Below are 19,405 nucleotides of genomic sequence, written 5' to 3' on the forward strand. Positions count from 1 at the left end.
GGTCATTGCCATAAAAATGGAGGTATTCAAACGAGGGAGGAAAATATGGAAAACCCGATCAACGATCTCCGCAGCGCCATCGCCCTGCTTCAGCGCCACGAAGGGCACTATCTTGAAACCGATTATCCGGTCGATCCCAACGCGGAGCTGGCGGGTGTGTACCGTCATATCGGCGCGGGCGGTACGGTAAAACGTCCGACGCGCATTGGCCCGGCCATGATGTTCAACAGCGTGAAGGGCTATCCGGGCTCCCGCATTCTGGTGGGCATGCACGCCAGCCGCGAGCGCGCGGCGCTGCTCTTGGGCTGCGAGCCCTCTGAGCTGGCAAAACGCGTCGGCCAGGCGGTGAAAAAGCCGGTCGCCCCCGTTGTCGTCCCCGCCTCGCAGGCGCCGTGTCAGGAGCAGGTTTTCTACGCTGACGATCCTGACTTCGACCTGCGTAAGCTCCTTCCGGCACCGACCAATACGCCGATTGATGCAGGCCCGTTCTTCTGCCTGGGGCTGGTGCTGGCAAGCGATCCTGAAGATAGCTCGCTGACGGATGTCACCATTCACCGCCTCTGCGTCCAGGATCGCGACGAGCTTTCTATGTTCCTTGCCGCCGGCCGCCATATCGAAGTCTTCCGCAAAAAGGCGGAAGAGGCTGGAAAACCGCTGCCGGTGACCATCAACATGGGGCTCGACCCGGCCATCTATATCGGCGCGTGCTTTGAGGCCCCTACCACCCCGTTTGGCTACAACGAGCTGGGCGTCGCCGGGGCGCTGCGCCAGCAGCCGGTCGAGTTGGTACAGGGCGTGGCGGTAAGAGAGAAAGCGATAGCGCGGGCGGAGATTATCATCGAGGGTGAACTGCTCCCGGGCGTGCGCGTTAGAGAAGATCAGCACACCAACACCGGCCACGCGATGCCGGAGTTCCCGGGCTACTGCGGCGAGGCGAACCCCTCCCTGCCCGTGATCAAAGTGAAAGCGGTGACCATGCGAAACCACGCGATCCTGCAAACGCTGGTGGGACCGGGAGAAGAACATACCACGCTGGCCGGTTTGCCGACGGAGGCCAGCATCCGCAATGCCGTTGAGGAGGCGATTCCAGGCTTCCTGCAAAACGTCTATGCGCACACCGCAGGCGGCGGCAAGTTCCTCGGCATACTGCAGGTAAAAAAACGCCAGCCGTCGGACGAAGGACGTCAGGGCCAGGCGGCGCTTATCGCCTTAGCCACCTATTCGGAATTGAAGAACATCATTCTTGTCGACGAAGACGTGGATATTTTCGACAGCGACGACATCCTGTGGGCGATGACCACCCGCATGCAGGGCGATGTCAGCATTACCAATATTCCGGGGATCCGCGGCCACCAGCTGGATCCGTCCCAGTCGCCGGAGTACAGCACCTCGATTCGCGGAAACGGCATCTCCTGCAAGACCATCTTCGACTGCACGGTGCCGTGGGCGCTGAAGGACCGCTTCGAGCGCGCACCGTTTATGGAGGTGGATCCGCGTCCGTGGGCGCCGGAGCTGTTTAAAGACAAAAAGTAAACGGACATTTCTCTTTTCTTCACCCCTCAGGGGTGAAGAATCTCACGCTAAAATTGCCGCTTCCCCTGCTTTCTTGTACCCTTTCACCGGTAAACCCACCCCCACTAAAACTGAGACCTTCGACACCTATGACTGCACACATTTCCAAAGATCCTTTACATGGCGTAACGCTGGAGATGATGGTCAACGCCCTGGTGGCGAAATATGGCTGGAGCGAGTTGGGTGACCGCATCAAAATTAACTGTTTCAGAAAGGACCCCAGCGTTAAATCGAGCCTGAAATTTCTGCGCCGCACCCCATGGGCGCGGGCGGAAGTTGAAGCCCTGTATCTGGACTCCCTCAACGACGAGGAAAGTGCAGAACAGGCGGTGCCCACCTTTAATCCCTGGGCTAACAGTCGGATTATCAAGAGCTAATACGCAAATGACGCGACACGTAAAACGGATCGGTGCGCTGGCTGCCTGCGCACTTTTACTTGTAAGCTGCTCCTCAAAACCACCCAAATCACTGGTTACCCCTCTCCCCACCGCGAGCAAACCGACACCGCAGGCCAACGCGCCGATGCGCGGGATCTGGCTGGCGACCGTCTCGCGTCTCGACTGGCCGCCGGTGGCCTCGGTGAATGGCCGCAGCGACGACCAGCGCATCGCCATGCAAAAGCAGGCGCTCACCAGCAAGCTCGACAATCTTAAGCACCTCGGGATTAACACGGTATTTTTCCAGGTGAAGCCGGACAGCACCGCGCTCTGGTCATCAAAAATTTTACCGTGGTCGGATATGCTGACGGGCAACATCGGCGAGTACCCGGGATACGATCCGCTGCAGTTTATGCTGGATGAAGCGCACAAGCGCGGCATGAAGGTCCATGCCTGGTTTAACCCATACCGCGTGTCGACCAACACGAAGCCGTCAACCATCGCCGCGCTGAACCGAACCTCATCTCTCTCTCCGTCCAGCGTCTATGGGCAGCATCCGGAATGGGTGCGCGTCTCCGGCGATCGTTTTGTTCTCGACCCAGGCATTCCCGAAGTGCGCGACTGGATAACCAAAGTGGTAACCGAAGTGGTGGCAAACTACCCGGTAGACGGCGTGCAGTTTGATGATTATTTCTATGCCGAATCGCCGGGATCCGCGCTCAACGACGCGCAGACCTGGCGACAGTACGGTCAGGGATTTGCCTCAAAGGCCGACTGGCGAAGACACAACACGCAGCAGCTGATCGTGCAGGTGTCCCGCGCGATTAAACAGACAAAGCCCGACGTTGAGTTTGGCGTCAGCCCGGCGGGCGTGTGGCGTAACCGCTCCTTTGACCCGGCAGGCTCGGACACCCGCGGCGCCGCGGCTTATGATGAATCCTACGCCGATACGCGGCAGTGGGTGCAGCAGGGCCTGCTCGACTACATCGCGCCGCAGATTTACTGGCCCTTCTCCCGGGACGCCGCGCGCTACGACGTGCTGACCAAATGGTGGGCCGACGTGGTGAAGCCGACCCACACGCGCCTGTATATCGGCATTGCGTTCTACAAGGTGGGCGAGCCCTCGAAAAATGAGCCGGACTGGACGGTTCAGGGCGGCGTGCCGGAGCTGAAAAAGCAGCTCGATCTCAACGATTCGCTGCCCAACGTCAACGGCACCATCCTGTTCCGGGAAGATTACCTGAACCAGCCGCAGACGCAGCAGGCGGTGAACTATCTGAAAGGGCGCTGGGGAAGCTAAGTAACCATCAGGCAGAAACGGGGCGTTTCTGCCTGATTTTTTTACGGCTTCGGCCCGAACATCGCCTCAAGCTGCTGCGCGTCCGGCATTCCGACCACCTGCTGTAGCTCATTGTCTGCATTCAGATAGTAAATGGCCGGCGTGGCGTTAGCGCCCAGGCTGTCCATCAGCGTCTGGTGCTTCTGCAGGATTGCTACCGTTTCACGGGAAGCGTCCCCTTCTGGCCTGGGCAATTTTTTCCCACCGGAAAGCTCGTATTCACGCCAGGCGGAGACCGGATCTTTCGCATTCAGGATCGCAGAGGCGTTGCGCCCGCTGTTAGGGTTGAGAAACGCCACCAGCAGCGTGTTGAGCTGAACCTTGCCCGCCTTCACCCACGGCTGCGCTTCGGCCCAGAACTGCTTGCAGTACGGGCAGAACGGATCGGCGAAGACGAAGACCTTACGCGGGGCGTTTTCCGCCCCTTCCTTCAGGGGATGCGCAGCGTTCAGGTTCTTCCACATCTCGCGTCCCATCGGAGCGTAGATCTCTTTCTGGAAATAGCCCTCGCTGAGGTTTTTTCCTTTGTCATCGTACAGATAGCCCGAAATGACGTGCTTGCCGTCCGGCGTTAAAAAGATCGTCACGCCCATGTCCTGATATTGCCCCAGCCAGGCCGGTGCGCCGCCGGGAGCATCAAGTTTTTTAATGATTTTAATCTGCTGCTGTTCGCTGAACTGCTTCACCACATCCGGTATTGTATCAGCGGCCTGGGTCAGCCCTGAGGTCACCAGCGCCGAAAGTAACAATAATTTTTTCATTTCCCTCTCCGGTTTGTCGGGGGCATTCCGCCCCCTTCAGGTTAGCGGTTTTTCAGAGCGTCACTGACCATTTCGTCGAACTGTTCAAACGGAACCCAGCCGGGCAGCAGCCCTTCGCCGATAAGCGTGGCGGGCGTGCCCTGAATTCCCATTTTTTCTGCGACGATCAGGCTGCGTTTGATCGACACCATACTCTCATCATCCGGCGCGGTGACGCTCACCCCGGCCCGTTTTTGCGCCTCCTGAATGCTGGCATCATCGTGGTATCCCTTTTTTGCCATCAGGGTATGGTTAAATTTCATAAACTGCTCGGGATGCGCGCGCCAGACGGTTAACGCGTCACGTGCGGCGGTCAATGAACTTTCCGAGCGGAAAGGTAAAAACTTAAAGACCACCGCAACATCCGGGTGTTTTTCGACGATCTTCTCCAGGTATGGATCGAATTTCTTACAGTACGGGCAGTTGTAGTCGGTAAACACCACCAGGGTGAGCTTTGGATTTTTCGCGCCGATACGCGGTGTGTTCGGATCGTTAAACAGGAAATCAGCGATCATTTTCTGCGCGCGCTGCTCCTGGTCCGGCGTCAGCGGCTGGGCAGCGAACACCTGAAGCGGGGCCAGCAGGAGCAGAAGCGTTATAAGGAATTTTTTCATGACACAGTTAGCCTTTTGCGTTGTTCAGGGTGGTGACCAGGGTGCGCTTATCCAGCAGCGGGGAGAGGATCTCCCCCTCAGGCGTGCCGGGGCCATAGACCTCATTAAAGGGAATGGCGTAGCGGTTTCGCTTCGCCAGGAAATCCGCGATTAGCGCGGACGGCTGGCTCCAGTCTCCGCGCAGGGCCACCACGTCCGGCTGGCTCAGCGCGGCAATAACGTCCGGCTGGGTCAGTACCCGGTGCTCGTTAACTTTGCAGGTCACGCACCAGTCCGCGGAGATATCCACAAACACCCGTTTCCCCTGCGCCAGCGCCAGCTGGATGGCCTCCTCGCTGAGCGGCTGCCACGGGATAGTCTGAGCGTCATTCCGCGCCACGGCGTCAGACGGTGAGTTAAGCAACCCGCGCAGCTGATACCCGCCGAACACCGACAGCGCGATAACCACGATCCAGAACAACGGCGAAGAGGTTTGCCCCTTCTTCGCGAACAGCGCCAGCGCGATAGCGATCAGCACCAGCATCACGATCTGGCTGACCGCCTCGCCCAGATGCAGGCTCAGCAGCGTGACCAGCCAGAGGCTGGAGGCCAGCATCATCAGGCCCAGGATCGCTTTGAGCGTGTTCATCCAGCGACCGGGTTTTGGCAGCAGCATGGCCGTTTTCGGCACCAGGGCGACAAACAGCCACGGCAGGCTCATGCCCACGCCGAGCATCAGAAAGATGAGCCACAGGGAGTGCAGCGGCGCGCCAAGGGCAAAGGCAACCGCCGTACCGAGAAACGGTGCGGAGCACGGCGTCGCCAGCAGCGTGGCGAACATCCCTTCGCAGAAGCTGCCGCCGATCCCCGCTCCCCCTGCCGTCGCCAGCCGTCCTGCCGCAGAGGAAGGCAGCAGCATTTCAAACGCCCCAAACAGGTTCAGCGCAAACAGGAAGGTGACGGCGACCATCAGGCCGATAAACCACGGGTTCTGGAACTGAATGCCCCACCCCAGCGACGCCCCGGCCAGCTTCAGCGCGGTCACCATCGCAGCCAGCAGCATAAAGGAGGTAAGGATCCCGGCGCTGGTGGCCAGGAAGCGCAGCCTGATGGCGCGCCTGTCCGACCCTGCCTGCAGGATGCTGTTAAGCTTCATGCCCATGACCGGCAGCACGCAGGGCATCAGGTTCAGGATCAGCCCGCCCAGCAGGGCAAAAAGCACCATTTTACCCGTTCCGCCTGGAGTGGAAGGCTCTGCGGGAGTTGCCCCAACGGTCATGGTGGTTTGCTGCGCGTTACCGCCATTAGTCAGCACAAACGACAGCCTCTTGCCTTCCAGCGAGGCGGGTTTATCGCCCCATTCGTCGGTCACGGGTACCGTCACCCGAAGCGTATTGCCGTCGTGCTTAATAACCGGCTCGCCGGGAAGAATGTCTCCCTCCAGGGGGTCAAAATAGATCCCCGGATTGACCCACTTCCCGTCCGTGGTGCCGGTAATCACCAGCTTGTCGCCAGAGAGCCAGGCGGAAAGATCTGCGGATAGGCCAGACGTGCCCGGAACAGTGCGCATCGCTTGCTCGAACTCGCTACGGAAGCCCTCATCCACCGGCTGGGTAAAATCGAGATGCAGCGGGTAGTCCGTCAGCAGGCAGACGTTGCTGCACGTCGAGAGTGTGAGCGTTCCATTGAGCGCGTCGCTCTTCACCCCGTCGAGAACGATCGGAATCGTGACCTTATCGTGATACCCCTGCGTCGTCATGCCGGAGATATCGAAGCGCGATGGAACCGGCCAGGACCAGCTGTCCGTTACGCCTTCCGGCCAGCTGATTTTTGGCGCGACGCCGCCCTCTCCCGGCGATCGCCAGTAGGTTTTCCAGCCGGGCTTTAGCTCAACGGTGAGCAGGCCTTTTACGTGCGTTTGTTCCCTCTCCGCCTGAAAGCGGATGCGGGCGTGATCGTTTTGTGGGGAGACCAGCCAGCCGGTGTCCGCCGCATGGGCAATGCCGATGCAGGACAGCCACAGGAAGACGAATCCCCTGAAGAGGTTAACCATGTATTACTCCGTGAACAGTGAAAAATTATCGTGTGGTGACGATGATTTTCATTCACGGAAAACGCAGTTTTTAAGGTGTATTCGGGGAGGCGGTGCCTGAACGGGCTGTTCCGCGGGAGCGAATGCCCGCCCTTGCGTCAGCAGCTGTAACAGCGCGAAGAAGATAATGATGGCCGGCAGCGCGCCGTCAAAGAACAGCGGCTGGGCACAAAGAAGCGACTGGGCGCCTAACTGGCAGGGCGATGGCCCGGACTGCTCAGTCTTGCTGCTTTGCGTTGGGGCATCTGCACTCAGTGAAATCTGCGGATCCAGTCCCTGTAAAAAATGGTTGAGCATCACCGTACGCTGCACGAGGCAAAGCGCCATCGCGAGACAGGTGATAATCAAAAGCCATTTTCCGAGGAGCTGACGGTTGCGCATAATATTCCAGAGTAACAAGACGCCCCGATCATAAACGATAGTGATGAATCTACAAGTGCCCGGAGTGTAAGGTTTTGTCTGTCGCCGCTATTCACCCGTCAGCGCGTCGTAGATATCCCGCAGCCGCGTACGCAGAAACAGCACCGCCTTGTGCTTGCGGGATAACAGCGCCTGCTCTGTGGCCCCCGTCTCCTCTGCCAGCATTTTAATGCTGTAGCCGTGCAGCTCGGTCTTTTCAAACACCTCGCGCTGCGGCGGCGGCAGTTCTGACAGCGCCTGCCCCAGCTCTTCCCACAGCAGCGTTTTGAGATACTCCTCCTCTGGCGTTTGCGGTACGCCGAACAGGGTTTCGGCCAGCTCGTCTTCCGGGAAACCCTCTTCGTCTTCGCCAGTAAAATAGCCGGAGAGCGACACCTCGCGCTTTTTACGCGCCCGGTCGGTCATCTCGTTACGCGCCGCGCGGAACAGCCAGGCGGCGACGTTTTCGACCGGCTGCTCCACTTTCATCAGCTGATAGGTCACTTCCTGCAAAATGTCGTCGGCATCATCGCGAACGGACGTCCGTCCGCGAATAAAAGCTTTCAGCCGGGCGCGGCAGGCATTGAGCGCCGACATCAGCATGGATCCGCCCGCCTCCCCGGCTTTCATTTCGCTCACTCTGCTTCCTGCGTTTTTGGCGCGGCGTCATCGCGCTTATCGTCACGATGACCGTGCCAGCCGCAGTGCCCGCGACCGTGGCGACCAAAGCCTTCGCGGCGCTGCTGAATAAACGCCTCACGCTGCTCGGGCGTCATGTTCATCCAGCGCTCGTGCATCCGGCGGTGCGCGCCAAACATCCCGGGGCGGAAACCTAACCCGCCAAACAGAATGCGGCTCAGCACCAGAATGCCCAGCGCCTGCCAGAATCCGATGGCCTTCACGCCGAGGATCGCCGGGAGCAAGGCGTTCCACAGGGACATCACCAGCAGGCCGAGCACGATGAAAATTACCGCGCCGATGATTAAACCCTTGCCCATACGGTGGCGACCGAATCCGCGCCCGTGACCTCTGCCGTGCATATCAAAATCTCTCATGGTGTTTACCTCGTTTACAGTAACTGATTATGGCTTGTGATGAGGTAGACGGATGAGGAAGGGAAATATTGCTGGGGTGAATATAAAATTTTTTGTGCTGCGGAAACTGGACTCATAGCGGTTAGGGCTGGCGCTCGCTATGAGTCGCCTTCAGACAATCATTTTTTTGCGAATAATTCGCTTAACGAATGCGATAGCGATGGCGGCCAGTATGATCGACACCAGAGCGAGGAAGATGAGCAAGGACAATAGTGGATTTAACAAGCCACCTAAACTGGTGAAGTCGCTGATACGACCAAGTTGCTCGGACGTGCATACACGCAGAATGATCTCAGGAATAATAAGCAAAAATATAATGACGGTCAGGACATAAACCAAAGCACTCTTGCGCTTTCCCATTTCCGTTGTTGCTCCTCTATCAAACATGATAAATGATAATAAGGTAATGATATTGCAAGGTTATTTAAAATGGCACAGAAATCATAAGCAACATCCTGTTCAAGGCATTAAAGTTTCACTTAAAACTGCCGATTTATAAGTTACCACTTAATTTTGAGACCCCAAAATGCTTTCTGATATTTTTAAAAATAAAGATTTTATTATTTATTTTATCTATGGCGCTATATTTATATTAATTGTATACAGAGCGTACGGAATGTCTAATTTACTAAGGTTTATCTTTCGCTACTTGGCAATTGGCTACTCAGATGTAAGAATGAAAGAACTTGATGAGAAATGGTTTGATATCCAACTATTCAAAATCACCAACGGAATTAACACCACCAACCTAAACGACGCGCGACTAATCCAAAGAGGGTTAAATGAGGGGGTGTTAAAGCCATCATGGTTTTTATTTACCAGTTCATGGGGAGACATCACCATAAAAATGTCGAAAAAGAAATTAATCTTATCCTCTTTAATGGGGTTGGTTATATTTTGCATGGGAAATTATGCATGGATTGAGCAAACCAAGATTGTAGATGGATTCGTCAAGATCGACCACAAGGAATTTAGTTATTACCTTTCTAAAGAAAAGCTGATCATAACATCACTTAACAGATCCATTGATAACGCCACCGTTCATAGTAAAGAGGATTGCAAGAGTATCCCGAACTCTATCGCTAAGGACTCGATGTTCTCCATAGCATGCATGAAGCTACTTGATGATAGATTGTCGTATATATGGTGGCTTGAAAAAGAAATCCAGTCTGTAAATAACAGAAAAAACACGCTAAAACTTATATCTTACATTTATTGCATCACTAGCGTCCTGTGGGGTTTTTCATTATACCAATTCAACCGTGCTAGCACTCATGTAGTAAATTACAAATTATCAATGCAAAATCAGACCTCATAGAAAAAAGTAAAAGACCACCTTCGACCACTTTTATAGAAGGTGGCTTTCGCGAATACCCCTATAAGAGGCATTGCAACTATAAAGCCACCCATTTTAGCTCCATATATTTTACAGATATCTTGTTTTGTATTGTTTGTTTCGAATGTAATTTCAGACAGAGCGATATACAAACATACTCCGGTAAAAATAGATTAATAAAAAGACCTACCGAACACTAAAAATGTTCACTACATGTGCGAATAGCTACCTCGCTCCATAGCAAATAAAAAAAAGCATGTTAGTCATTACAAATGTAAAAAATCACCGCCGAAAACTGTCAGAATTATAAAATTGCGGTGGAAGTAGTAAACGACGAGGCCCTCTCAGGGGCCTCACTTCAAATCAAGCCCGCACCGGCAACCTAAAACTCGAAATACTCCGTGAAAGCTGCTGCGCCTGTTCTTCCAGCGAGGCCGCTGCGGCGGCAGACTGCTGCACCAGCGCGGCGTTCTGCTGGGTGACGCCATCCATCTCGGTCACCGCCTGCCCGACCTGGCTGATCCCGCGGCTCTGCTCTTCGGAGGCGACGGAGATCTGCTCCATCAGCGTATTCACTTTATTCACCGACGAAATAATCGAATCAATCACCTCGCCCGAGCGGCTGACCAGCTCCGCACCGTTTTTCACGCTGGAGACCGACTGCGTAATCAGGCTCTCGATATCCTTGGCTGCCACCGCGCTTTTCTGCGCCAGGGTGCGCACTTCGCTGGCCACAACCGCAAAGCCGCGACCTTGCGTACCGGCGCGCGCCGCTTCAACCGCCGCGTTCAGCGCCAGAATATTGGTCTGGAAAGCGATGCTGTTAATCACGCTGGTAATGTCTTCGATGCGCTTCGAGTTCGCCGCGATGGTGTTCATCGTGTCGATCACTTCACGGGTCACCGCTTCACCGGTATGGGCATTTTTCACCGCGTCCTGCACCAGTTTACCGGCCTGATAGACGTTGTCGGTATTGTTCGCCACCGTCGCGCTCAGCTCTTCCATGCTCGCTGCCGTCTGGGTCAACGCGGAAGCCTGCTGTTCGGTACGTGACGCCAGGTCGATATTCCCGGAGGCAATCTCCTGCGCCGCGTGCGTTACGGTATGGCTCGCATCGCGCACCTGGGCGATGGTCGCCAGTAGTGCCTGACGCATCTGCTCCATCGAGCCCATCAGGTGGTCGATTTCGTTATGTGAACTCCCCTTCACCGGCACCGGAGTGTCCAGCTTGCCCGCCGCAATCTGGCTGCAGTGCTCGCGCGCCAGGTTAACCGGGGCAAAGACGAAGCGCTTCATAAAGAGGCTGACCGCGACAATCACCGCCAAAAACAGGCAGGCAATAACGGCAATCATCGCCAGGCCGGAGACAAAATTACTGCGCGCATCCTCGTTCAGGCTTTTGGCGTATTTCTGATGGACCGAAAGCACCTGGTCGAGAACGATTTCGTACTGACGGTCGAGGCGGGAAACTTCCGGGATCAGCGCGTTAAATTTAGCGACATCGTGCGCCGCCGCGGCATCGATCAGCGGTGCCAGCCCCTGGTTGCGGTAGTTTTGCCAGGCGTCCTGATAGGCACTCACCAGCGGCGCTTCATTCGTCAGACGCGGCGAAGCCATAAAGGCCGCAAAGGCATTGTCGGCTTTGGTCAGCGCCTCTTTCACTGCGGCAAGCTTTGCAGACTCGTCTGTCGAGTTGCCCGCTTCCACCATCTTCACGTACTCCATCACCCGCACGCGCAGCGTACGGCTGTGGTTGATGGGATCGATAATGGACAGCACCACCTGGATCTCTTTGTTCACGTTATCCAGGGAGTTATTACTTTTAATGATGAGGCCAACGCTCGTCACGGTGCTGACGATAAAGAACAAAAGCAGCGAGAACAGGACAATCAGGGACGACTTTTTCAACGACATAAACCAATACCTCAAGGAGAATTATTCCTTATGGTTATCGGCGCTTCCAAAACTTAAATTAATTAAAGTTATTGATGTATCGCGCGAGGCTATACCGCTGGCTTATAGCGCCGCTGCAGAGTGGCATCCAGCTTGCGCTGCAATGGTTGCGGCGTCTCCCCTTCGATCAATTTGCCTATCAGATCAAAGCAGTGCCACGCCAGCTGGCGGTTGTCCTGTCGAATGGTATCCACCGGGATCGTCAGCGAATCGTAGAGATAGTGATCGTCGAAGCTGGCTAACCTGATATCGCTTTGCAGCAGATTATGCTGGCCCATATAGCGCAGAACCCCCTCCAGCAGCCCACAGGCGGCGGTGAACAGCGCTTTTGGCGGACGCCCAAGGCGGGCGCAGAGTTCGGCAAACATCTCGTACCCGGAGCTCGGGTGATAGTTGCCGTGAACGATCCACTCGGGGCGCAGCGCCACGCCGGCCTCTCGCAGACCTTGCTTAAACCCTTCCAGGCGGTCGCGTGTCGGAGACAGGCGCGGCTGTCCGCCGAGGAAGTAGAACTCATCCGGATGCTGACGCGCAATGTCCGCTACCAGCGCCGTCGTCGGGGTAATGGAGTCGGTGATCACCAGCGGCAGCGCGCTGTCGTTCATGTGGCGGTCAAAAAGCACCACGGGCAGCTGCTCGCTGAGCTTCAGGTAGTCCGCATCGTTCAGCATGCTGGAGGCCACAATCAGCCCGTCCACCTGACGCGCCACCATGTTGTTCACCACCACTGTCTCCTGCCCCGGGTTTTCATCGCTGCATGAGATCAGCAGCTGAACGCCGGCCTCGCGGCACAGCGTTTCCAGCTCGTGAGAAAACACGGCAAAACCGTAGTTGGTGATCTCCGGAACGACAAGACCAATGGTGTGGCTGCGGTTATCGCGCAGCGACCGGGCGTGAATGCTGGGCTGATAGTGGTGCTCTTTTGCAATCGCCAGCACGCGCTCGCGCGTCTCTTCCGCCACGCGAAGCTCTTTGCTGCGCCCGTTCAGGACCAGGCTGGCGGTGGCTTTTGACACCCCCGCCAGCTCCGCGATGTCTTTGATGGTGACGCGTTTTGTTTTTCTCACAACGACTTAGATCCGGCTGCCAAAACCCTCATTCTATCATGCAGGCGCGCAGCGACCAGTAGCGTAATGTGATGTCGGAAGCACCTTCGAATCGTACCCGGGCCGGATGGTCAGGAAAATAGCGGCTGCTCATCACCCCTTCACCGTGATTGATGAAAATTTCAACGCTGGAGCAGTCGCACAGAACGCGTAAATGACGAACCACCCCCTGCCAGTAGCGGGTCAATGTTTCACCGGTTTTCAGGCTCGCGCGTTCAAGGCGTAAACCCTGCTCATCGACCGTGAGGCGCAGCGCGCCGGCAAAATCGATATTCACCTGCGATGCGCCCAGCTCAAACTCCAGGCGCGTCGCGTCCAGTTCCGGCGCCTCGCTGGCGCTCCCCTGCCAGCGCTGCTCATCTTCACGCAGCGCCGCCAGCTCGCGCGCCGGGGTCTGCCAGAGCCTGCCGTCGCTAAAGCGCAATTCTCTCGGGCAGGTCATCTGGTGCATCCAGCCGTGCGCCCGCGTGGGCTGAAGCATCTCTTCCCCGTCCGGTACGCCCATCCAGCCGATCAGAATGCGGCGTCCGTCCTCCGCCAGCGCGGTTTGCGGGGCGTAAAACTCAAAGCCCGCGTCCAGCTCGTGCAGCTCGCCGTGATCGAATGCGGCGTTTGCATAGTCAAACGCCCCGCTAATCCAGGTGGCCGGATAGGTATTGAGATAGCGATGCGGCTCGCGCGCCAGCCCCTGCGGGCAGCAGATCAGCACGTGCGTCCCGTCGAGGGCGAACAGGTCCGGGCACTCCCACATGTACCCTGCGTCCGTCAGGCCGTTGACCCCGTGACCGGCGATCTCCCCGCAGGACGCCCAGGCGTGCAAATCGGCTGATTTAAACAGCAGCACTTTGCCGCGCTTTTGCACATCCTGCGCGCCGAGCACCATGTACCACTCCCCGTCGTGTTGCCACACCTTCGGGTCGCGCACGTGTCCGGTGTAGCCTTCCGGCAGCGCCAGCACCGGCCCCAGCTTCTTAAAGGTTCCGTCCGCTTGTTCCTCCGCCAGGCACTGCCAGGCGGTGCGGCTGCCATCATCAAACTTAACGTTGCCGGTGTAGCACAGCGTGAGGACGCCGTGGTTATCCACGGCGCTACCGGAGTAGCAGCCGTTGCGGTCATACGCTTCGTCGGGCATCAGCGCCAGCGGCTCGTGCCGCCAGTGCACCAGATCCGCAGAGCTCCAGTGTCCCCAGCACTTAAAGCGATGCTCGCAGTCCAGCGGGTTCCACTGATAGAACAGATGGTAACGGCCAGCAAACCAGATAAACCCGTTCGGGTCGTTCATCAGCCCCGTCACCGGCGCGGGGTGCCACTGCGGGTAGTGGCTATCCGCCTGCGCGCGGGGCTGACCTTTCATAACGGCCTGCAGGATCGCAGGCCAGCGGGAAGGTAACGTCATTATTCAGAGTCCGTTTTATATTTCAGCAGCAGCGAGACGGTAAACGCCACGCCGAAGGCAATCACCATGCCGATAATATAGTTAAGGAGCGAGCTGGCCTGCACGATAGCCATGCCCGGAATAGCGGTCAACCCGACGGCGGTCATGTAGACATGCACTGACACCACCCAGGCCCCGCCCGCCGCGCCGCCGATCAGCGCGGCGATAAACGGCTTCACGAAGCGCAGGTTGATACCAAAAATGGCCGCTTCGGTGATGCCCAGCATGGCAGAGAACGCCGACGGTAAGGTAATGGCTTTGATTTTGACATCTTTGGTTTTGAACCACACCGCCAGACAGGCGCCGCCCTGGGCCACGTTCGCCATGGCCCAGATCGGTAGCAGGAAGTTAACGCCAATCGACGGGTTACCCAGCAGCCCGGCTTCAATCGCGTGGAAGCTGTGGTGAATACCGGTGATCACAATCACCGAGTAAAGCCCGCCGAACAGCAGCCCGGCCAGCCAGCCTGCGTGGGCGATCAGCGTGCTCAGGATAAAGGAGATGCCGTCGCCCAGCGCGCGCCCCGCCGGGCCGATAATCAGCAAGGCGATAAAGCCGGAGATAACGACGGTGAGGAACGGCGTCAGGATCAGGTCTAACGCGTCCGGAATCGCGCGGCGCAGGTTTTTCTCGACGATGCTCATAAACCAGACGGCCAGCAGGACCGGGAATACCGTGCCCTGATAGCCAATCATCGCGATCTCAAGGCCGAAGAAGTTCATAGTGTGGAAGCCGGAGGCCACGCCCCAGGCGTTGGTCAGCGCCGGGTGGGTCAGAATGCCGCCCAGCGTCGCTCCGAGATACGGGTTGCCGCCAAACTCCCGCGCGGCGGTAAAGCCGATCAGAATAGGCAGAATGATAAACGCCGCCGAGCTGCACATGTCCAGCATGATGTAGAGGGCATTATCCGCGTTGACCCAGCCGTAGGTTTTCACCATGCCGAGCAGGCCCATCAGCAGGCCGGACGCCACAATCGCCGGAATGATCGGAACGAAGATATTGGAAAGCAAACGAGCAATGCGCTGGAACGGGTTCAGCTTGCGCGCCGCGATATCCGCCGCTTCAGACTTGCTGGACTCGCTAATCCCCGCCGCCTGAATAAACGCGGCGTAGACTTTATTCACCACGCCCGTGCCGAAAATCACCTGCATCTGCCCGGCGTTACGAAAACAGCCTTTTACGCCGTCGACCTTACCGATCGCCTGCTGATCGGCAAGCGCGTCATCGACCAGCACCAGACGAAGACGCGTAGCGCAGTGCGCCGCGCTGGCGATATTTTCCTTACCACCGAGCAGCGGAATAAGCTCGCGGGCGATTTGATTAACATCCATAGATACCTCTGCCTGACTTCTTTTTATGATGTGCGAAACGCCCCCGCCGGGCGGGAACGTGATGGGTTAAAACCAGGTTTCCATCTGGACCCCAAAGTTCCATTCCCCGCCGGCGTTGAAGCCGCTGCTGCCAAAGGCATCATCGCTGGCGTAATTATCGAGCTTGCTGCTCCAGTCCATCCAGGTGGCAAACAGGCGCAGCTCCGGACGGCTGAAGAAATCGCCGATTTTGCTCGCTTTTAACGTTGGCGCAAAGGTCAGCTTGTAGAAACTGCCGTTGACGGCGTTGCGGTCCTTATAGCCTTCCGGATTTAAGTCCATGTACTGATAGCTTCCCTCAAACGCCAGCGCGAAGTTCTGGGTTACCTCTTTAATCAGGCGGGTGTTAAGCGTCACCCACTCATAGCTGTCGCCCTTGACGTAGCGATCTTTACTGCTCTGCGCCAGCACGGCAGGCGCAACGCTCCAGCCACCGCCGATTGGCGTGACACCGTAACTTGCGAAGCGCCAGGTATCAGCATCAGACAGCAGCGCGCCGTCGGAGCCGATGCTTTTTACTTCCGCACCCAGGCCGTGGCCGTACAGCAGCGCCGTTTTGGCACTTCCTTCACGCAGGCCGTAGAAGCTCTCGTTGTGCAGCCCCACCAGGGCATGAACGCCGTTATTTGCCGCGTCGGTTTTGATGAGATCGCCGTTAGCGTCTTTCCGGTCGTCGTTATCCTTCGCCCGCAGGCCGCTCACCATTACCTGCAAAGGCCCGGCGAAGTGGTTCATGCTGAGGATGTAGTTCTGAACGTTGTTGTCTGTCTGCTCCACGCTGCCGAAGTTGCGGCCGTAGATCGAGAAGTTGCTGCGCAGTGAATCGTTCCACTTCACGTCGTAGACGCCGCCGCCGGTACCGGCCAGAAACACCACGTCGGAATCCAGCCAGTGAATATCAAAGTTGTCGCGGTCGAAGCGTTTACCCGCCCAGAAGGTACTGCCCTTCAGCGCGCCGGTAAAATCAGGCAGGTTGCCCAGCTCCGCAAAAGCCTGGCGAATGTTGAGATCGCTGGTATCGGCTGACCAGTCGTTATAGGTTCGCTGACCGTCGGCCAGCATCGCCTTGAAGCGCGTGGTCGCCCCGTTATCCAGAGTTTGCTTGTGCTCCAGGTTCAGCTCGACGTAGGTGTCGGCTTCGTTACCCAGACGCCCTACCGCACCGCCGGTTTCCCCGGCCGGGGTCAGGTAAGGACCGCTTTTGCTGCTGGAGGCCGCATCGTTCATCAGCAGGCCGGAACGGGCGTAGCCATGGAACTCAAACCCGCTGCTCTGGTCCGCTTTTTTCTCCAGCGCGGTGGTGCGCTGCGCCACCGCCTGGGCCGTGGTTTGCGTCTGCTGCTGGGCGGCTACCAGCTGCTGCGTTTTTTGTTCGGCTTCGGTGGCCCGTTTTTCAGCGACCTGCGCACGCGCTTCAGCAGCCTGCAGGCGCTGCTCCATTGCGGCAAGGCGCGCTTCGATACTTGTCATATCCGTCTGAGCAAAAACAGAGGTACTGCCGGCCAGCATGCCTATCATCACGGCAAGTCTGCGTTTTTTATACATTTTGTCGCATCCCTAAAAGTATTAATCGAACGTGCTAAATTGCTAAACCGGTTTAGGTTGCTGATACTAAACCCCGGAATTTTGGATCGGCAATCTTTTTTGCTAAACCGTTTTAGTAAGTGTGATCGAGGCGACAATTCAGGCCGCCGGTCGGCGGCCCGTGAAGGAAGGATTACAGGTCGTGCTGCCAGGGCAACGCGGTCATCGCCCCCTTTGCCGTAGTGGCTAACGCGCCGCAGCGCTGGGCTAAGGCGATTACCGGGACCAGCTCCTGACCGGCGGCCAGCCCGTAGAGCAGCCCGGCGACGAAGGCATCGCCCGCGCCGGTGGTATCAACGCATTGCACGGGGTTAGCCGGGTAGTGTTTCACCTCGCCTTGATGCCAGGCGATAACGCCCTCTTTACCCTGCGTCACCAGCACCAGACGCGCCGGACAGCGCTGCATCAGCGCGTTCAAACCGTCTTGTACATCCGTATCGCCGGTTAAAAACGTCAGTTCCTCAACGGAAAGTTTCACAACGTCGGCGCTCTGCAGGGCCTGTTGCAGGCAGCGACGCAGCGCGTTTTCATCCGGCCAGAGATCAGGGCGAATATTGGGGTCAAAGCTTACATAACCGCCCGCTTTCCGGATGGCGTCCATCGCCTGAAAGGTCGCAGAACGGCTCGGCTCTGCGCTTAACGCGATGGAACAGACGTGCAGCCACTCGCCCGCGCTGAACGTCGGCAGGTCAGCGGGTTCAAGAAACAGATCGGCGCTCGGGCGCACCATGAAGGTAAACGAACGTTCGCCGTGGTCGTCCAGATCGACCACTACCGTAGAGGTGCGGTGCGTCGGGTCAAGGCGCATGTACTTCACGTCGACCCGCTCCTTAGCAAGAGTTTTCGCCATAAAGCGCCCGAAAGGATCGTCGCCAACCCTGCCGATAAACGCGCTCTGACCGCCCAGACGGGCAATGCCCACCGCGACGTTTGCCGGTGCGCCGCCGGGGCACTGCAGTAATTTCCCTTCACCATCGGGCAATAAATCCACTACCGCATCGCCAAGTACCCAAATTTTTTCCATGTGCCCCTCGAAGCTAAACTATGTTAAACCGTTTTAGCTATTTAAGCACAGGCAGGCCAAAGGGGAAATAACGCGGGAGGAAAATTGCCTAACGTTTCAGATGCGGCCAGCGGATATCGCCGACGCCGTTAAGCTGCGGACGAGCAAAAAGAAAGCCCTGGAAGCGGCGGATCCCGGCAGATTCGAGCCAGCACCACTCCTCTAACTTCTCGATCCCTTCGGCCACCAGGGTAATTTCAAGATCGGAGCAGCAGCTGATGATGGAGCGCACAATCGCCTGCTTCGGGCCGCTGAGGTGGATATCGCTAACTATCTCCCGGTCAATCTTAATTTTATCCGGCTGGAACCGGGTCAGCAGCGAAAGACCGGCATAGCCGGAACCAAAATCATCAATTGCCAGCCCAACGCCCTCGCCGCGAAGCTGCTTAATGGCGCTGTTGAACTGGTTAAGTCCGGAGATCATCTCGTTTTCTGTGATTTCAATAACCACCTGCTCCGGCTGAAGCCCATGCTGTTTAATCTGATCAACCAGAAACGCCACTGCGCCAGGAACATTCACCAGCGACATCGGCAGCAGATTGACCGCAATCTTATGGCTGCCAATCCCCAGCTTTTCGGCCAGCGCGAAGGCATACGCTTTCGTCTGTAGATCGACTTCATAAACTTTGGCCGGGTCCAGAGAGCTGAAGAAATGCTCCGGGCTGCCGCCGTCATTGCCGCGGATAAGGGCTTCAAAGGAGCTGATCTTGCCTTCCGAGGGCTCAACAATGGGCTGAAGCGCAAACTGGCAATGCTGGCTGGCAATCAGACCCAGGCTCTCACCCAGAGGCAAGGTTTCCGTTGAGAGCGTCCACTTTGCCGGATCGTAGCGTCCCCCCGACGGGGCCGGACGTTTGCCCATAATAAAGGTCTGAATAAATTTGAACACCCGGTCATCGGATGTCAGATAGCTGTCCAGCCTGCTGTAATTCAGAACCGACTGCAGCACCTCTTTCGGTGACTGCGTCTGCAGATCGAACAGCAGCATACCGACATTTTCAAAACGCCTGCGCGGGCCATAATCCCGCATCAGTTCAACCACCCCACTGTGCCGCTTGTCATCGCGGATTTTATGGAACAGCTTAACCACGCTCTCCTCAGAACCTTCGAGTATTTGCAGCACGTCACTGCCCTTTGCGAGCAAAACCCCGGTGATATTCAGATTGGCATTGCGGATCCGGGCGTGCTCCACCAGCTCCCTCAGCACGGAGGACTGACAGGATAATTTTAACTGGCTTCGGTAAATCAGCGTGGTCAGCACAAAAAGGTGTTCCGATGAATGAAAGGTGCCT

General features: G+C 57.1%; 18 protein-coding genes. 4 read left to right on the plus strand and 14 right to left on the minus strand.

What is annotated here, in order from left to right:
* Positions 1 to 45 precede the first annotated feature (45 nt).
* From HBM95_11650 to HBM95_11660, 3 genes are all read left to right on the plus strand, one after another.
* Entirely contained in the window at positions 46 to 1,533 is a 1,488-nt protein-coding gene (locus HBM95_11650; GenBank protein NIH43584.1) for a UbiD family decarboxylase, read from the plus strand.
* 128 nt (positions 1,534 to 1,661) lie between these two features.
* A complete protein-coding gene (locus HBM95_11655) occupies positions 1,662 to 1,949 on the plus strand; it encodes a DUF2132 domain-containing protein (GenBank protein ID NIH43585.1) in 288 nt (95 codons plus the stop codon).
* A 7-nt stretch (positions 1,950 to 1,956) separates the two neighbouring features.
* Entirely contained in the window at positions 1,957 to 3,249 is a 1,293-nt protein-coding gene (locus HBM95_11660) for a family 10 glycosylhydrolase (protein ID NIH43586.1), read from the plus strand.
* Positions 3,250 to 3,290: 41 nt separating this feature from the next.
* On the opposite strand, the gene dsbG is transcribed toward HBM95_11660, so the two are convergent.
* The 7 genes from dsbG to HBM95_11695 all read right to left on the minus strand — a co-directional run bounded on the left by dsbG (position 3,291) and on the right by HBM95_11695 (position 8,626).
* Positions 3,291 to 4,049 (minus strand): thiol:disulfide interchange protein DsbG, encoded by a 759-nt coding sequence (dsbG, locus tag HBM95_11665; GenBank protein NIH43587.1) that lies wholly within the window; start codon positions 4,047 to 4,049, stop codon positions 3,291 to 3,293.
* A gap of 41 nt (positions 4,050 to 4,090) precedes the next feature.
* The gene (locus HBM95_11670) at positions 4,091 to 4,702 is read right to left on the minus strand and encodes a DsbA family protein (GenBank protein ID NIH43588.1); all 612 of its coding nucleotides are present in this window, start codon (positions 4,700 to 4,702) and stop codon (positions 4,091 to 4,093) included.
* Positions 4,703 to 4,709: 7 nt separating this feature from the next.
* A complete protein-coding gene (locus HBM95_11675) occupies positions 4,710 to 6,734 on the minus strand; it encodes a DUF255 domain-containing protein (protein ID NIH43589.1) in 2,025 nt (674 codons plus the stop codon).
* 48 nt (positions 6,735 to 6,782) lie between these two features.
* Positions 6,783 to 7,154, minus strand: a complete 372-nt coding sequence (locus HBM95_11680; protein ID NIH43590.1) for a hypothetical protein — start codon at positions 7,152 to 7,154, stop codon at positions 6,783 to 6,785.
* 87 nt (positions 7,155 to 7,241) lie between these two features.
* A complete protein-coding gene (locus HBM95_11685) occupies positions 7,242 to 7,811 on the minus strand; it encodes an RNA polymerase sigma factor (GenBank protein NIH43591.1) in 570 nt (189 codons plus the stop codon).
* Positions 7,808 to 8,227 carry a hypothetical protein gene (locus tag HBM95_11690; protein NIH43592.1) on the minus strand — a complete coding sequence of 140 codons (420 nt, stop codon included), beginning with the start codon at positions 8,225 to 8,227 and terminating at the stop codon, positions 7,808 to 7,810. The genes HBM95_11685 and HBM95_11690 overlap by 4 nt, the downstream gene beginning before the upstream one ends.
* A gap of 150 nt (positions 8,228 to 8,377) precedes the next feature.
* Entirely contained in the window at positions 8,378 to 8,626 is a 249-nt protein-coding gene (locus HBM95_11695) for a hypothetical protein (protein NIH43593.1), read from the minus strand.
* Positions 8,627 to 8,942: 316 nt separating this feature from the next.
* Here HBM95_11695 and HBM95_11700 point away from each other — a divergent pair, with 316 nt between their 5' ends.
* Positions 8,943 to 9,584 carry a hypothetical protein gene (locus HBM95_11700; protein NIH43594.1) on the plus strand — a complete coding sequence of 214 codons (642 nt, stop codon included), beginning with the start codon at positions 8,943 to 8,945 and terminating at the stop codon, positions 9,582 to 9,584.
* Between the two features lie 381 nt (positions 9,585 to 9,965).
* On the opposite strand, the gene HBM95_11705 is transcribed toward HBM95_11700, so the two are convergent.
* From HBM95_11705 to HBM95_11735, 7 genes are all read right to left on the minus strand, one after another.
* The gene (locus tag HBM95_11705; protein ID NIH43595.1) at positions 9,966 to 11,516 is read right to left on the minus strand and encodes a HAMP domain-containing protein; all 1,551 of its coding nucleotides are present in this window, start codon (positions 11,514 to 11,516) and stop codon (positions 9,966 to 9,968) included.
* 89 nt (positions 11,517 to 11,605) lie between these two features.
* Positions 11,606 to 12,622, minus strand: a complete 1,017-nt coding sequence (locus tag HBM95_11710) for a LacI family DNA-binding transcriptional regulator (GenBank protein ID NIH43596.1) — start codon at positions 12,620 to 12,622, stop codon at positions 11,606 to 11,608.
* 28 nt (positions 12,623 to 12,650) lie between these two features.
* A complete protein-coding gene (locus HBM95_11715; GenBank protein ID NIH43597.1) occupies positions 12,651 to 14,057 on the minus strand; it encodes a sucrose-6-phosphate hydrolase in 1,407 nt (468 codons plus the stop codon).
* Positions 14,057 to 15,427, minus strand: a complete 1,371-nt coding sequence (locus tag HBM95_11720; protein ID NIH43598.1) for a PTS sucrose transporter subunit IIBC — start codon at positions 15,425 to 15,427, stop codon at positions 14,057 to 14,059. Before HBM95_11720 ends, HBM95_11715 begins: the two co-directional genes overlap by 1 nt.
* A gap of 66 nt (positions 15,428 to 15,493) precedes the next feature.
* Positions 15,494 to 17,011, minus strand: a complete 1,518-nt coding sequence (locus HBM95_11725; protein NIH43599.1) for a carbohydrate porin — start codon at positions 17,009 to 17,011, stop codon at positions 15,494 to 15,496.
* Between the two features lie 172 nt (positions 17,012 to 17,183).
* Complete coding sequence (locus HBM95_11730; GenBank protein NIH43600.1) at positions 17,184 to 18,074, minus strand: aminoimidazole riboside kinase; 891 nt, start codon at positions 18,072 to 18,074, stop codon at positions 17,184 to 17,186.
* 88 nt (positions 18,075 to 18,162) lie between these two features.
* Positions 18,163 to 19,374, minus strand: a complete 1,212-nt coding sequence (locus tag HBM95_11735; GenBank protein NIH43601.1) for a diguanylate phosphodiesterase — start codon at positions 19,372 to 19,374, stop codon at positions 18,163 to 18,165.
* Positions 19,375 to 19,405: the final 31 nt, after the last annotated feature.

The organism is Enterobacter asburiae, assembly GCA_011754535.1.
GTDB classification, from domain to species: Bacteria; Pseudomonadota; Gammaproteobacteria; order Enterobacterales; family Enterobacteriaceae; genus Enterobacter; species Enterobacter cloacae_N.